The organism is Streptococcus parasanguinis CC87K, assembly GCF_000507765.1.
Taxonomy (GTDB): domain Bacteria; phylum Bacillota; class Bacilli; order Lactobacillales; family Streptococcaceae; genus Streptococcus; species Streptococcus parasanguinis_J.
Genome location: NZ_KI669401.1, coordinates 1,236,383 through 1,252,023, shown reverse-complemented (window position 1 = coordinate 1,252,023; position 15,641 = coordinate 1,236,383). Strand labels below are relative to the sequence as shown.

Sequence of the window (15,641 nt, the reverse complement as noted above, 5' to 3'; positions counted from 1 at the left end):
TTAATAAACTTATATCATAATTTGTCCCATTTTGAAATAATTATATTTGTATTCACTTCAAGAGTCTTCCGAAAATCCCTTCTAAATTCCATGTAGAAGAGATACGAATGATATAGCAAAAAGCCCAACCAGACAAATCTTCAAAGGAAGATTTGTTTTTTTAAAAACTTTTGGTTGACAAATGTAAATCTTAGGTGTAAAATAGCATCATAAGATTTACAAATGTAGATTCAGAAAGGAGAAGCCATGCAAATTTCCAATGCGGAATGGCGCGTCATGAAGATTATCTGGATGGAAGGCAAGCAGACCAGCACGGATTTGATCGCCGTCTTGTCCGAGCGCTTTGACTGGTCGAAGTCGACCATCAAGACCCTCTTGACGCGCTTGGTGGAGAAAGGCTGTCTGACCAGAGAAAAATCTGGCAAAGCCTTTGTCTACTCGGCTTTGTTGAAGCAGGACCAAAGTTTAGACTTGGTGGTTGAGGATGTGAAAGACAAGGTTTGCTCAAAAAGAATTGTCCAGGTGCTTGAAAACTTGATTCAGGAGAGTGACTTTACGCTTGCAGATCTTAATCAGCTGCAGCAGGTCCTGGAAGAAAAGAAAGCAGAGGCTGTCGAAACAGTCCCTTGCAATTGTATGTAATAGAAAGAAGGAATTTCAATGTTTGGATTGTTAATTAGTATTGTTTGTTTACTTGGGGTTGCTTTTATTGCTTGGTGGTTCTTTGCAGAGCATGAAAAGGTAAGCGACCACGCTCGTCAGAAATCAGGTTATCAAGAAATTGAAGTCGAAGTCATGGGGGGCTATTCGCCTGAAACCATTGTCCTGAAAAAGAATGTTCCAGCCCGGATCATCTTTAATCGCAAGGATCCATCTTCATGTCTGGATCAAGTGATCTTTCCAGACTTTGGGGTGCATGAAGCTTTGCCTTTGGGTGAAAAACATGTCATTGAAATTACGCCAGAAAAAGCGGGCGAATATGGTTATTCATGTGGAATGAACATGATGCATGGTCATATGATTGTGGAATAAAGGAGTAGGTATGGTAGAAAAACAAAAAGCAGTTGTGGAAAACGGAGTGCAAAAGATCCGTATTACAGCAGAAAAGGGCTATAGTCCCAAAGAATTTCAACTTCAAAAAGGGATCCCTGCTGAAATCACCTTCCATCGGGTCAATCCTTCCGGCTGTTACAAGGAAATTTTGTTTGAAGATCAGGGGATTTTAGAGCCTTTGGAAGTCGGTGTGGATAAGGTGATATCCTTTACCCCGACAGAAACAGGGGACTTCGAGTTTTCATGTGGAATGAAGATGCAAAAGGGTTCCTACACGGTTGTGGAAAAACGCCGTCGTGTCTTAGGTTTACTGGGTCGCTTTTGGATTACTAGTATCTTTACTCTTCCTTTATTGATCTTGATGATCGGGATGATGGCAGGATTTGTATCCCATTCAGTCAGTCGCTGGGGGACTTTTCTAGCGACAACACCGATCATGTTGGTAGCAGGAGTTCCTTTTATCAAGAGTGCCTGGGCCTCATTTAAGAAGCACCATTCCAATATGGATACCTTGGTAGCTCTTGGAACCCTGGTAGCCTATGTCTATAGTGTATTTGCCCTTTTTACTGGTCAGCCAGTATACTTTGAGGCTGCGGGTTTTATCATCTTCTTTATCCTCTTAGGACAAGTCTTTGAGGAACGGATGCGTAACAATGCCTCCGAGGCTGTGGAAAAGTTGTTGGATTTGCAGGCAAAAACGGCTCAAGTTCTCCGTGATGGGAACTATGTCGAGGTGGCGGCAGAAGATATCCAAATTGATGACTTGATTCGGGTCCGTCCTGGGGAAAAGATCGCGGTTGATGGGACGATTGTAGAAGGAAGTACGACCATTGATGAGTCGATGGTGACAGGTGAAAGCTTGCCTGTGGAAAAATCAGTTGGTGATGCAGTTATCGGCTCCACTATCAACAGCAATGGGACCATTCTCTTTAAGGCTGAAAAAGTCGGTAGTGAGACCCTCTTATCTCAAATTGTGGACTTTGTCAAAATGGCCCAATCCAGTCGTGCTCCTATTCAAGATTTGACGGATAAGATTTCAGGTATCTTTGTTCCAGTGGTGACGATTTTGGCCATTGCGACTTTCTGGGTTTGGTCCGTGCTTCTGGGTGCGTCGCTTCAAGAGGCCATGCTCTACGCAGTCTCTGTCCTCATTATTGCCTGTCCTTGTGCCCTTGGTTTAGCAACCCCAACAGCCCTCATGGTCGGAACCGGCCGTAGTGCCAAGATGGGGGTTCTGATTAAAAATGGAACCGTTCTTCAAGAAGTGCAAAAGATTCAAACCGTTGTGTTTGATAAGACAGGGACTATTACCATTGGCCAACCACTTGTAACCGATGTTGTAGGAGATGAAGCGCGTGTCTTGACACTGGCTGCTAGTCTTGAAACTTTTTCAGAACATCCCCTAGCGCAAGCGGTCTTATCACGAGCAGAAGAAAAAGGTTTGGTGCTAACCCCTGTGGAAAACTTCCAAGCGATTGAAGGAAAAGGGGTCCAAGGTCAGATCGACCAGCAGTTGGTGACCTTGGGAAATGGCAAACTTCATGACGGGACATTGATGGATCCGGAGCTTGAAAAACGGATGGTAGAGTTGCAAGAGCAGGCCAAAACAGTGATCAGTTTGTCTGTGGATGGGCAAGTGATTGGCTTGATTGCCATTCAAGATGCTCCGAAGGCCAGCTCAAAAGAAGCGATCAAAAAGCTCAAAGAACGGGGCTTGAAAACGGTCATGTTAACAGGGGATAATGAACGGGTGGCCCAAGCTATTGCTAAGCAAGTGGGCATTGATACCGTGATCGCTGATGTGCTCCCTCAAGAAAAAGCTAGCGCCATCCAAAAACTGCAAGAAAGCAGTAAGGTAGCCTTTGTGGGAGATGGGATCAATGATGCTCCAGCTCTTTCGATCGCCGATGTCGGAATTGCTATGGGATCTGGAACGGATATTGCGATTGAGTCCGGTGGCATCGTGCTCACGCAAAATGATTTGCTTGGCGTTGTGCGCGCCTTTGACATGAGTCAAAAGACCTTCCGTCGGATCTTACTCAATCTCTTCTGGGCCTCTATCTACAATATCCTTGGGATTCCAATTGCTGCTGGAGTCTTTGTAGGACTGGGATTGACCCTCAATCCAGAACTAGCAGGTCTTGCTATGGCCCTTAGTTCTGTGTCTGTTTTGACTAGCTCACTGCTTCTCAATGTCGCGAAGATTGATTAATGAAAATAAGAAGTGGTACAGAATTCTGTATCACTCTTTTTCTCTTTTTCCTAGAACGACAAGGAAAAGGGATGGGTATAAAACTATAGTAAAATACCCTATTGTAGGATAGTTTGTGAAAATTTCTCAAAAAGAGGATCTGTTATGGAATAGGGATTGAGCATCTCTGAGCAGATCCTTATACATGTGAATCTCTTTGTGATAAATTAATACTGTAATCGTTTTGTAAATCGTTTTCATGAGAAAAGTCAGAAAAAACTCATTTTCAAGGCGAGATGATCGCAAAGATGAAGTAGAAGCGCTATGCTGCATTTTAAGGGATCAAAATAGAATTAAAGGAGAGTTAGAATGACTCAAGGAAAAATTACTGCATCTGCAGCAATGCTTAATGTATTGAAAACATGGGGCGTAGATACGATCTACGGTATCCCATCTGGAACACTTAGCTCACTTATGGACGCTTTGGCTGAAGACAAAGATATCCGTTTCTTGCAAGTTCGTCACGAAGAAACTGGTGCTCTTGCAGCGGTTATGCAAGCTAAATTTGGTGGCTCTATCGGGGTTGCAGTTGGTTCAGGTGGACCTGGTGCGACTCACTTGATCAATGGTGTTTACGATGCAGCTATGGATAACACTCCATTCCTTGCTATCCTTGGATCACGTCCAGTTAACGAATTGAACTTGGATGCCTTCCAAGAATTGAACCAAAACCCAATGTACAACGGTATCGCTGTTTACAACAAACGTGTAGCTTACGCAGAACAATTACCAAAAGTAATCGACGAAGCTTGCCGTGCTGCCGTTTCTAAAAAAGGTCCAGCCGTTGTTGAAATTCCAGTAAACTTTGGTTTCCAAGAAATCGACGAAAACTCTTACTACGGATCAGGTTCTTATGAACGTCACTTTATCGCTCCTGCCTTGAACGAAGTGGAAATCGATAAAGCTGTTGAAATCTTGAACAATGCGGAACGCCCAGTGATCTACGCTGGTTTCGGTGGTGTTGGTGCTGGTGATGTGATCACTGAATTGTCTCGTAAGATCAAAGCACCAATCATCACAACTGGTAAAAACTTTGAAGCTTTCGAATGGAACTACGAAGGTTTGACAGGTTCTGCTTACCGTGTTGGTTGGAAACCAGCCAACGAAGTAGTCTTTGAAGCAGACACAGTTCTCTTCCTTGGTTCAAACTTCCCATTTGCTGAAGTTTACGAAGCCTTCAAGAATACTGAAAAATTCATCCAAGTCGATATCGACCCTTACAAACTTGGTAAACGTCATGCCCTAGACGCTTCAATCCTTGGGGATGCAGGTCAAGCAGCCAAAGCAATCCTTGACAAAGTGAATCCAGTTGAATCTACTCCATGGTGGCGTGCAAACGTTAAGAATAACCAAAACTGGCGTGATTACATGAACAAACTCGAAGGTAAAACTGAGGGTGAATTGCAATTGTATCAAGTTTACAATGCAATCAACAAACATGCTGATCAAGACGCTATCTATTCAATCGACGTAGGTGACACTACTCAAACATCTACTCGTCACCTTCACATGACACCTAAGAACATGTGGCGTACATCTCCACTCTTTGCGACAATGGGTATTGCCCTTCCTGGTGGTATCGCTGCTAAGAAAGACAATCCAGATCGCCAAGTATGGAACATCATGGGTGACGGTGCATTCAACATGTGCTACCCAGACGTGATCACTAACGTTCAATACGACCTTCCAGTTATCAACGTTGTCTTCTCAAATGGTAAATATGCCTTCATCAAGGACAAATACGAAGACACAAACAAACACTTGTTTGGTTGTGACTTCCCTAATGCTGACTATGCAAAAATCGCTGAAGCGCAAGGTGCTGTTGGATTTACAGTTGACCGTATCGAAGACATCGACACAGTCGTTGCTGAGGCTGTTAAATTGAACAAAGAAGGTAAGACAGTTGTCATCGATGCTCGCATCACGCAACACCGTCCACTTCCAGTGGAAGTTCTTGAGTTGGATCCAAAACAACACTCAGAAGAAGCAATCAAAGCCTTCAAAGAAAAATACGAAGCTGAAGAGCTTGTACCATTCCGCCTCTTCTTGGAAGAAGAAGGGTTGCAATCACGCGCAATCAAATAATTCCTCTCGTGGAAAATCAAATGTAAATATTGTAGATTATATTCTTTGATTTTGTAGAGAGAAACTTAAAAGATCGGAGCAATCCGGTCTTTTTATGGAGGATAGTAAATGAATTTAAATCAGTTAGATATCATCGTTTCAAATGTTCCTCAAGTCTGTGCTAGCTTGGAACGTATCTTGGACAAAAAGGCGGACTATGTTGACCAAAATTTTGCTCAGTTCACGATTGGCAGTCACTGTCTCATGTTATCCCAAAACCATTTGATTCCTTTGGAAAACTTTCAGTCAGGAATCATTCTTCATATCGAGGTTGAGGATGTAGAGCAGAGCTACAAACGGTTGAAAGATCTTGGTATCCAGGTTTTAAACGGTCCAGTTGTAACCGATTGGGGAACCGAAAGCCTGCTAGTTAAAGGCCCAGCTGGTCTAGTGCTTGATTTTTATCGTATGAAGTAGGTAATTCTATTATCAAAAAATTTAAACGTTCTTGGAGTGGAACATAAAAAGATCGGAGTTATCCGGTCTTTTTATGTTCCCAAGTGTAGGAGTTACCTTAGAATAGGTTTAGTTTTTCATAGGATCTTGTAGGATTTTTTGGAAAGAGAAGGGTATAATAGAACTATCAAATCAAGTGAGGTAGAGAGATGACCGACAAACTTCAATTTCCAGATGGTTTCCTTTGGGGTGGGGCGACAGCTGCCAACCAGTGTGAGGGAGCTTATAATGAAGATGGCCGTGGCTTGGCCAATGTGGATGTGGTGCCGATTGGGCCTGATCGTCACGCCATTATTACGGGTCAGAAAAAGATGTTTGACTTTGAAGAGGGCTATTTTTATCCGGCTAAGGATGGCATTGATATGTACCATCGCTACAAGGAAGACATTGCTCTCTTTGGGGAAATGGGCTTTAAAACCTATCGTTTGTCCATTGCCTGGTCTCGGATCTTCCCACAAGGAGATGAACTAGAGCCGAATGAGGCAGGTCTACAGTTTTATGAAGATCTTTTTAAGGAATGTCGCAAGTATGGCATTGAGCCCTTGGTGACCATTACCCACTTTGACTGTCCCATGCATTTGATTACCGAGTATGGAGGTTGGCGTAGTCGCAAGATGTTGGAATGTTATGAACGTCTTTGCCGGACCCTCTTCACTCGCTACAAGGGCTTGGTCAAATACTGGCTAACCTTTAATGAAATCAATATGATCCTTCATGCGCCTTTTATGGGAGCGGGTCTCTGCTTTGAAGAAGGGGAGAATGAGGAGCAAGTCAAATACCAGGCGGCTCACCATGAATTGGTCGCTTCAGCCATTGCCACCAAGCTAGCCCATGAGATTGATCCTGACAACAAGGTCGGCTGTATGTTGGCAGCTGGGCAAAACTATCCGCATACCTGTGCTCCGCGGGATGTATGGGCTGGTCTAGAAGAAGATCGTAAGAACTATTTCTTTATCGATGTGCAGGCGCGTGGGGAATACCCTAACTATGCCAAGAAAGAGTGGGAGCGTCAGGGAATCACAGTTGAGATGACGGAGCAGGACCTGCAATTGTTGAAAGAACACACGGTAGACTTTATTTCCTTCTCCTACTATGCCAGTCGGGTCGCTTCAGGGGATCCAGCTGAAAGGGAAAAAACAGCGGGCAATATCTTTGCCTCTCTGAAGAATCCCTACCTAGAAAGCACAGAATGGGGTTGGCAGATTGACCCTCTTGGTCTCCGCATTACCCTCAACACCATCTGGGATCGTTATCAAAAGCCTCTATTTATCGTTGAAAATGGACTAGGGGCAGTTGATACACCAAATGAAGCCGGGGAGATTGAGGATGACTACCGGATTGACTACTTAGCAGCCCACATCAAAGCCATGCGGGAGGCCATCCATGAAGATGGCGTTGTCCTCTGGGGCTATACGACTTGGGGTTGTATTGACCTGGTCTCTGCTGGGACAGGAGAAATGAAGAAGCGCTACGGCTTTATCTATGTCGATCGGGACAACGAAGGCAAGGGAAGCTTGGAGCGCTCCCGTAAGAAATCCTTCTATTGGTACAAAGAAGTCATTGCGACCAATGGAGCTTCTGTTGAATAAAAGTTTTCGGTACTTGCTGGCCGACTCTCTCCTATAAACGAAAAAGCTTAGAATCCCAACCACAAGCTGGGGTTCTAAGCTTTTTGTATGTAGTTTAGCCAAGTCATTACGGATTTACTGGTCGTAATCTAAGACATTGTTCTCGATGACAAACTTAGATTCAGCGGAAATGTTGGCTGCTCCTAGTTGCAACTGAGAACTTCCGTCTGGCTTCATGATGTGCCACTGACCGTCCTTGTGGGCAAAGATGGCCTCAAATGTGACGTTATTGCTCTTGTCTCGAATGGGTAGAACAAATGCTTGATCTGTATTCTCTAAGAGAATCTCTTCTTTTTTTTCAAAGTTATAGATATAAAATTGCCCAGTTCTTTGTCCCAAACCATGTAGTTCATCGACTTTTTGCCAGTTCTCAAATTTTGTCCGAACAAGGGATTCATTATAAATCTTGTTGAAGGTTTCGTTCCGTTTCTTCGTTTCTTCCTCGTCTAGTGTTTTCTGAAACTCTGCAACCTTTTTAGTTGTTTGGATGGTTTGTTTGTTTTGCTCCCTGATTTGTTGTCGGTGGATGACTCGCATCATTCTTGCAGCAACGCCCAGGATGACAAGGATGGATACAAGACTGATTTTAGTTTTAGCATTATTTTTCATAGATGAGTCTCCCTATTGTGTCATTGGTCCTATTATACCCTTTGAAAGAAAGGATCGTCAAGTTCATCTTGTGATGATCTAACATGCAGATCTACCTGGGGACTATAGGCTTTTAGTCAGATTTTCATTGACGAAGGAGCTTTTATTTGATAGGCTAGGGGAATAGAACTGATTTCGCAAGAAAAGAAAAAAGGAGTGAGGCAAGTGGCACGGGTTTTATTAATCGAGGACAATAATGATATCCAAGAAATTTTGTATAGTTTGTTAAGCGAAGACCATGAGGTGCTTCAAGCCTTTTCGGGTACAGAAGGGCTGCGGCTCTTCCAGCAAGAAGCCGTTGATTTGGTTCTTCTGGATATCATGCTTCCAGGGAAGAATGGGGACCAGGTCCTGGAGGAGATCCGTTTGCAGAGTCAGGTGCCGGTTATCATGATGACGGCTCTGGGAGACAAACACCTCATTAGCCAGTATCTCCTTGCAGGTGCCAATGATTATATTGTCAAGCCCTTTAATCTGGACGAAGTGGCCGCTCGGGTGACGGTGCAGTTGCGAAATCAAACAACGGTAGCACAGGAATCTCAAGTATCGCAAAAGCTATCCTTTAAGAATTTGGTTTTAAATCCAGAAACCTTTGAACTGGAGTCCGGCGAACAGACGCTTCGCTTGGGCAAAAAAGAATTTCAAATTTTTGAGACCTTGCTGGCGCATCCAAAGAAGATTTTTACCAAGGAAGAATTGTATGAGGCGGTCTGGGAAGAAGTCTATCTGCCAGGAGACAATACTCTCAATGCCCAACTGAGCAATCTCCGAAAGAAAATTGCCCAGCTTGATCCAGATGAGGACTATATTGAAACGGTCTGGGGCTTGGGTGTTCGCTTGAAAGGAGACAAGTAATGTGGGTTTTAGTTCTAATTCTTGTCGTCCTTGTCCTTTTCTTGGGTTTGGGCTATGCTCGCTTGCTTTCTGCCTTAAAGGATTTGCAGGAGCAGATTCAAAAGAAGCTCCAAAGCGGAAGTGGGGTACGGCTGACCTCTCAGGTCTCAAAAAAAGAATTGGTCGCCTTGACCAAGCAGGTCAGTGATCTCTTTGACCAGATCGAGCGGACCAATCGGATTGCCTTTCAAGAGAAAAAGACCTTGGATATGGCCATTAGTAATATTGCTCATGATATCCGGACGCCTTTGACCATTGCATCGGGCTATACCCAACAAATCATCAAGGGTGGGACGCAGGAAGAGGAAAAGCTGAAGAAAATTGCTTCCAATCTTCAAGTCGTCTCAAAACGCCTGGAATCTCTCTTGGAATACAGACGCTTGATGGAGGGAGCTATTCAGCCTCGGCTTTCAGACGTCGATCTCAGCCAAGTCCTGACCCAGCAGTTGTTCCAGTATTACGATAGCTTGACTGAGGCGGGGATTGCCCTAGAGGTAGAGCTAGAAGAGCATCTCCATTATGCTACCGATCCTGAGCTTTGGGAGCGCCTCTTGCAAAATATGCTCAGCAATGTCCTCAAGCATGGAAAGGAGCAGGCCCGTTTGACCTTGACCTCAGACGCGGACACGATTCGAGTCGAGCTGCGCAATATTGTGCAACAACCGATCCAGCACTTAGACCAATTGGCTAGTCGATTCTACTCTGAAAATCTCTCGGATACAGAAGAGTCATCTGGCTTGGGTCTCTATATCATTCAAAATTTTGTAGAGATCTTAGGCGGGGACTTGCAACTGGCAACGGAGGCAGACTGGTTTATCTTGACCATTACACTAAGAAAAAAGGCTTGAGCACTGCTCAAGTCTTTTTGTTATAAATCTTTGTGTTTAAAAGTAGCCAGTCCTAGGAAGCCGAAAACAAGGATGAATCCAAGGGCGATCGAGAGGGTGTTGGTTGTTGCTGTTGTGCTCTGTACCATGGAATATTGGAATTCCAAGTTTAGATAGTGGAGAATATCAATATCTTTAAGGAAGAGCGCAGGAAGGCTTAAGAGGATATTTCCAATGAAGTAGCCAACGAAGGCCAAGGTGATGGATTGGCTGGCATAAAGAAGGAAGGAAATGATGCTGACCCAAGCCAAGGTGGAAAGGAACTGAATCAGCACGGTCAGTCCAAAATGAGCAAGGAAGTGCTCTGGCATGGTGCCAAGTCCATTGTAGAGCGTCGCGATCAAGAAGACGAGACCATAAGAAACAAGAAATTGGAAGAGAGCAATGGTCAGAACAACGGCGCTTTTGGCAAAGTAGTAACTGGTGCGCGAAACGCCATAGGCCAGACTATTCTTGTATAAGTTTTGCGTTAAGTCTGTTCCCAGGACCAAGGTGATGACAATAATGGTAAAGAGGATAGTCACACTGATGCTGGAAGAGTAGTTGGTCAAAGCTTTAAAGCCTGTCCAAACTTCGGTCGCTTGGGGCAATTTGGATTCCGTATTGACGCCGACGTGGCCAGTAGCTCCAAAGATGACTCCAGACAGGATGTTGAGAACGAGAATGGCTTCTGTAATCCAAAAACCTTTGGAGCGAAAAAGTCTGTAAAAATCTGCTTGAATGGTATGCAACATGATAAATCTCCTAAATGAAATATGTGGGATAGGTAATAGAGGAAGACGGTGATTGGACTAGTCTACCAAGTCCGTAAAGAATTTTTCCAGATCTTGGCGGGCATAGTAGATTTCGTCCACGTCAATATCGGCTTGAACGAGGGCTTTGACAATGACTTTAATATCGTGAGTCTGTCCGAAGATATGGATTTCTCCATCCTTATCGATGACCTTGATGCGGTGATGGAGTTGATCCTGGATCAGTTGACTCGCAAGGGCTAGCTGACTTGTCTTGAGGATGATGTAGTCTTCTCCTTGTTCTTCGAATTCAGCCTTGCTAATTTCTTTGATCAGGCGTCCTTGGTCGACAATGCCAAAGCGATTGGCAACCAGATAGAGTTCGGAGAGGATGTGACTGGAAATGAGGATGGTCATGCCGAGTTCATCATTGAGGCGTTTGATCATCTGACGGAATTCCTTGATTCCGACTGGATCAAGGCCATTGATGGGTTCGTCCAGAATAAGGAAATCTGGCTTAGCAATGAGAGCAATCGCAATTCCCAACCGTTGTTTCATCCCGAGTGAAAAATCACGGAATTTCTTCTTACCCGTATTATTCAGGCCAACATAGTTCAGGGTTTCTTTGATGACCTGGTCGGGATTGGGGATATGGCGAGCCTTGCAATAGTAGACCAGATTTTGATAAGCGGTCATATGCTTATGGGCCACGGGACTCTCAATGACGGAACCAACCCGTTTTAGGGCTTGCGTCCACTGGGAGCGACTTGTAGAAGCAAAGAGAGAGACGCTTCCGTCTGTTTCCTGAATTAGTTGGGTGATGACCTTGATGAGGGTGGTTTTCCCAGCTCCGTTCTTACCGATCAGTCCGTAGACGTCGCCTTTGCGAATGGTGAGATTCACATCATTTAAGGCGTATTGATGACCGAATTTTTTACTCAAATGGGAAATTTCTAATACTTTTTCCATGGTTTTCTCCTTCGTCCAAATGACTAGTTGTTTTCTTTACACTCTTAGTATACAGCTTGCTTTTCAAATAACTATCAAGCAATTCTCAAATATTTCTAAAAAAAGAGAGTGGGACAGAAATCGGTAATTCGTTAGAATTCGATTTCGTCGTCCCACCTCCGCACAGTTGAGTAGGGCTGTAAAAGCTGATGAAATCAGCATAGTAGAGCCCACTCAACCACTGCGTCTTGCTCGACAATCCAAAAATAATTGAGAGGCTAGGACTTTTGTCCCAGCCTCTTCATTTTAAAATTCAGCGACAAACTCCTTGATGGCTTGCGCGAGTTCATAGGGTTTCTCGGTATTGAGTAGATGGCCTCCGTCTGCGATTTCTTGATAGCGGCCTTTTGGCAGGAGATTGGCCAATTTTTTAGAAGAAGATTGGCCAATCTTTGCTACCACAAATCACCAAGCTAGGAAGAGGGCAAACTTTAACGGTATCGGTTAAATTGAGCCCTTTTAATTCCGTCAAGATTTGAAGCATCTGTTGTTTATTGGCATCTTGTTTTTCAAAGACATGCTTGGGAAGCAGACGAAAAAGGAGAATCTGGAGCCGATAGAGGGGATTGGTGTTGAGTTTGTATTGAGTTCCCGCAAGGACCAAGCCCTTGAGTTGCGGGAAGTCTTGTCTGGAGAGATCCAGAGCGAGCACGCCACCTAGTGAGAGTCCTACCAGAATAAAGGGTTCGCTTTCTTGCTGGAGGCGCTCCATCAACCTTTCTTTGACTTCCTGATAGCTTTCTTTTGGATGGGAGAAAATATCAAAAGTTTTGGAGTGCAAGGGTGAAAGTGCAAATTGGACTCCTTGCCAAGAGAGGACATCCTGCCCTAGTCCATGTAAAAAAATAAGTTTCATCAGGAATCCTTTCTTTGAAAATTGAGTTCGTAGAGACCACGAAGAGCATTGCAGGCATAAATACGATCAGCGTCTGTTAAATCGTTCAGAGTTAAGAGTTTTTCTTCCACCTGCTGGGTCTCAAGAAGATGGCGCCGGTAGATGCCATCTAATAATGGGAGATGAGCTGGTGGGGTATAGAGCTTGCCTTTGATTTCAAGGACAAGATTGCCAATCGTCGTCTCTAGCAAGCTTCCGTCTGGCAGATAGAAGATCTGCTCGTGATGGTTAGCTGCTAGATGATTTCTCTGACTAGTCTTGAAATAGGTAAACGGAGTTGCTAGATCAAGCTTTTGTTCGGTCAGTTGGGTCTGCAGATAGCTAGCTGGCAAGTCTGTCAGCTCGGTGATCGTCAGTTGGAAGCTTCCGTTTTTCTGCAAGGCAATGCGACAACGGTAGTCAAGGCTAGGATCTACATGAGCGAGCTCTTCTTGAAGGTCGTTCAGGAGTTTTGGTTCGTCAAAAGGATAGGCAAAGTAGCGGCTGGCCTCTCTCAAACGGATCAGGTGTTGCTCTAGGAAAGTCAGCTCTCCTTGATGGATGCGGCCAGTCGTCAGGAGCTCAAAGCGAGGCTCTTGACGGTAGAGAACAGCAGACTTTTGCTTGGTTTCCTGGTATTCACTTTCCCATTTACTGTCCCAAGTGATGCCTCCTCCCACACCATAGATGGCTTGATTACCTTGCATTTGAAGGGTCCGGATGGCTACATTAAAAATCCGTTTCCCTCTTGGAAGAAGGATACCGATTGTTCCACAGTAGACGCCACGAGGAGTAACCTCTGTCTTTTGGATGATTTCCATAGTAGAAATCTTCGGTGCTCCTGTAATCGAGCCACAAGGAAAGAGAGCTCGGAAGGTTTGGACCAGGTCGACCTCAGCTCGCAAGCGACTTTCAATAGTCGAGGTCATCTGCCAAACGGTGGAGTATTGCTCGACTTGGCAAAGACGGGTCACCTGCTCACTTCCAATCTCCGAAATCCGGTTCATGTCATTGCGGAGGAGATCCACGATCATCATGTTTTCTGCTCGATTTTTTGGATCGGCTTCTAGCCAAGCAGCTTCTTGAAGATCCTCTTGGTTAGTGAGACCACGGCGCGTCGTTCCCTTCATAGGGCGCGTGGTCAGTAGCCGGTCGTCTTGCTCAAAAAAGAGCTCAGGGCTGATGGAGAGGATGGAGACATCATCGTGCTGGATGAAGGCATTGTAATGGGCTTTCTGCTCAACCACCAAGCGGTTGTAGATGGCCAAAGGGTCAGACTTTAGCTCTTGAGAAAGCTGGACAGTGTAGTTGACCTGGTAGGTATCTCCCTGGCGGATATGGTGATGGATGGTCTCGATGGCTTCTTGATAAGCAGGTGCCTCTACCTCTTCCTTCCAATTGGCTGGAAGATCCACAGCTTCATAGTCCTCTGGAAAAGGAAGGGTTTCGACCTCCTCGTGGATCGTAAAATAGAGGAGATACTCTCCCATAAGAGGTGCTGGATGGACAGCAAACTTCTTCTCAAAAGCAGGAGCAGCCTCATAGCTGACATAGCCAACCGCATAAAAGCCTTGCTCCTGGTATGCTTCGACTTCTCTAAGAAGAGCCTCTACCTGGTCGAGGTTTCTAGTTTTTAATTCCTTTATGGGCTTGGTGAAAAGGTGTCGCAATCCAAGCTCTTTAAAATCAATAATGGTTTGTTTATGCATGCTTTGAGTATATCAAAAATAGAGGAAAAAAGGTAGATAAGGATGTAAGATTCCTTGCTTGGCCTTCCCTTTCATGCTAAAATAACCATAGAAACTGCTTTGGGCAAGGAGTAGGACTATGCAAAAGAATCCCCTCTATAACACCTCTAGTATCAGCTTTTTTCAATACCTCTTTGCGATTGCAGTGATTTTGGTGCATAGTGGTCGCTTGACCTCTTATGAGCCACTGCATTTTGGTCTCAAGAGTATGCTTGGCCGGCTAGCAGTGCCATTTTTTATCGTCTGTGCCAGCTTTTTCCTCAAGCAATCACTAGGGAATTCTAAGAAAATGAAGACCTATCTGGCCAAAATCGTAAAAACCTATTTGTTTTGGAGTTTTGTTTACCTTCCTTATGCCTGGCTCTTTTTCTCTAGTCTCCATCTTCCTATCTATCTTTTTCCAGCAGGTGTTCTCATTGCACTGATCTATCTGGGGATGTGCTACCAACTCTGGTATATCCCAGCCTTTTTGCTGGGTTTGTTTTTGGTCAATCAATTGGTCAAACACCTAGGTATGGTTTGGACGGGGGTGATCACCTTTCTTCTTTACTGCTGGGGCTTGATCGAGACCTATTCGGCTTATCTGGACACCACAAGTCTTCTCAAAGGTTACCAGCTCTACAGCAATTTATTTTTTACAGCGCGAAATGGTCTCTTTTACACGCCCATTTTTATTTATATGGGTTATTATCTGTATGACCATTTTCATGCACAAACTTTTAGAATTCACCGTTGGCAAAAGCTAGCTCTTGCCTTTGGATTGCTCTGTCTAGAAGGGATCATTATTTTTCAACACCAAGGAATTGATAAGAACTTTTTCTTTCTTCTTCCTTTTGTGACCGTTTATTTTGTCAATGCCTGCCTGCGATCGTCCTTTTTGAAAAGCTATAATTTACAGTATTTAAAGCAAATGAGTATAGCTCTTTACTTTTCGCATCCGATCTTTATCGAGTGGGCTCGCTATGGCTTTAGCAGCCTCCCTCTCTCTTATCCAGACAGGGGCAAGCTGATTTTTGTGACTGCCTTGTTTGGTAGTCACCTTTTTGGACTAGCTATGCTGTGGGTACGAGAGAGAAGGGAAAAACAAAAGATTCCTTCAAATGGTGAAGAGTTAGATAAAATAATCAACCAATAGTAGGGTGTACAAAACTCAAGCAGATGTGTTTGAGTTTTTTTGTATGAAGAAAATCAAGGAAGAATAAGAAATAGAAGAAAGGGGAAATCAGTACCAGATAGTGATTTATAATATAGACATCATTGTAAATAATGTCTATATTATTGAATAGTGATGATTTAATTTGAATAGCAAAGGATATTTTAAAAAATAAGTGATAAAATT

General features: G+C 44.1%; 13 protein-coding genes and 1 pseudogene. 9 read left to right on the top strand and 5 right to left on the bottom strand.

What is annotated here, in order from left to right; translation table 11 throughout:
* The first annotated feature begins 246 nt into the window (after window positions 1-246).
* The 6 genes from HMPREF1195_RS05975 (at window position 247) to HMPREF1195_RS05950 (ending at window position 7,473) form a co-directional block, all read left to right on the top strand.
* Window positions 247-642 (top strand): CopY/TcrY family copper transport repressor, encoded by a 396-nt coding sequence (locus HMPREF1195_RS05975; protein ID WP_023919101.1) that lies wholly within the window; start codon window positions 247-249, stop codon window positions 640-642.
* 18 nt (window positions 643-660) lie between these two features.
* Window positions 661-1,032: a cupredoxin domain-containing protein gene (locus HMPREF1195_RS05970; protein ID WP_023919099.1), complete on the top strand. Its 372-nt coding sequence runs from the start codon at window positions 661-663 to the stop codon at window positions 1,030-1,032.
* A gap of 10 nt (window positions 1,033-1,042) precedes the next feature.
* Complete coding sequence (locus HMPREF1195_RS05965; protein WP_023919097.1) at window positions 1,043-3,265, top strand: heavy metal translocating P-type ATPase; 2,223 nt, start codon at window positions 1,043-1,045, stop codon at window positions 3,263-3,265.
* Window positions 3,266-3,613: 348 nt separating this feature from the next.
* Complete coding sequence (gene spxB / locus HMPREF1195_RS05960) at window positions 3,614-5,389, top strand: pyruvate oxidase (protein WP_023919095.1); 1,776 nt, start codon at window positions 3,614-3,616, stop codon at window positions 5,387-5,389.
* Between the two features lie 108 nt (window positions 5,390-5,497).
* Window positions 5,498-5,845, top strand: coding sequence for a VOC family protein (locus HMPREF1195_RS05955; RefSeq protein ID WP_023919094.1), 348 nt, complete (start codon window positions 5,498-5,500; stop codon window positions 5,843-5,845).
* Window positions 5,846-6,033: 188 nt separating this feature from the next.
* A complete protein-coding gene (locus HMPREF1195_RS05950; protein WP_023919092.1) occupies window positions 6,034-7,473 on the top strand; it encodes a 6-phospho-beta-glucosidase in 1,440 nt (479 codons plus the stop codon).
* 114 nt (window positions 7,474-7,587) lie between these two features.
* On the opposite strand, the gene HMPREF1195_RS05945 is transcribed toward HMPREF1195_RS05950, so the two are convergent.
* Complete coding sequence (locus tag HMPREF1195_RS05945; RefSeq protein ID WP_023919090.1) at window positions 7,588-8,121, bottom strand: hypothetical protein; 534 nt, start codon at window positions 8,119-8,121, stop codon at window positions 7,588-7,590.
* A gap of 204 nt (window positions 8,122-8,325) precedes the next feature.
* Here HMPREF1195_RS05945 and HMPREF1195_RS05940 point away from each other — a divergent pair, with 204 nt between their 5' ends.
* Together HMPREF1195_RS05940 and HMPREF1195_RS05935 are read left to right on the top strand one after the other, a co-directional pair.
* Window positions 8,326-9,015: a response regulator transcription factor gene (locus tag HMPREF1195_RS05940; protein WP_023919088.1), complete on the top strand. Its 690-nt coding sequence runs from the start codon at window positions 8,326-8,328 to the stop codon at window positions 9,013-9,015.
* Complete coding sequence (locus HMPREF1195_RS05935; protein WP_023919086.1) at window positions 9,015-9,902, top strand: sensor histidine kinase; 888 nt, start codon at window positions 9,015-9,017, stop codon at window positions 9,900-9,902. The genes HMPREF1195_RS05940 and HMPREF1195_RS05935 overlap by 1 nt, the downstream gene beginning before the upstream one ends.
* Window positions 9,903-9,922: 20 nt before the next feature.
* Here the strand turns inward: HMPREF1195_RS05935 and HMPREF1195_RS05930 are convergent, their stop codons facing one another.
* The 4 genes and pseudogenes from HMPREF1195_RS05930 to pabB form a co-directional block, all read right to left on the bottom strand.
* Entirely contained in the window at window positions 9,923-10,675 is a 753-nt protein-coding gene (locus tag HMPREF1195_RS05930; protein ID WP_006595651.1) for an ABC transporter permease, read from the bottom strand.
* A gap of 57 nt (window positions 10,676-10,732) precedes the next feature.
* Entirely contained in the window at window positions 10,733-11,641 is a 909-nt protein-coding gene (locus tag HMPREF1195_RS05925; RefSeq protein ID WP_023919084.1) for an ABC transporter ATP-binding protein, read from the bottom strand.
* A 285-nt stretch (window positions 11,642-11,926) separates the two neighbouring features.
* Window positions 11,927-12,536, bottom strand: a pseudogene (locus HMPREF1195_RS05920) (alpha/beta fold hydrolase).
* Window positions 12,536-14,263 carry an aminodeoxychorismate synthase component I gene (pabB, locus tag HMPREF1195_RS05915; RefSeq protein ID WP_023919082.1) on the bottom strand — a complete coding sequence of 576 codons (1,728 nt, stop codon included), beginning with the start codon at window positions 14,261-14,263 and terminating at the stop codon, window positions 12,536-12,538. Before pabB ends, HMPREF1195_RS05920 begins: the two are co-directional and overlap by 1 nt.
* A 118-nt stretch (window positions 14,264-14,381) precedes the next feature.
* Here pabB and HMPREF1195_RS05910 point away from each other — a divergent pair, with 118 nt between their 5' ends.
* Complete coding sequence (locus HMPREF1195_RS05910; RefSeq protein WP_023919081.1) at window positions 14,382-15,437, top strand: acyltransferase family protein; 1,056 nt, start codon at window positions 14,382-14,384, stop codon at window positions 15,435-15,437.
* Window positions 15,438-15,641 lie beyond the last annotated feature (204 nt).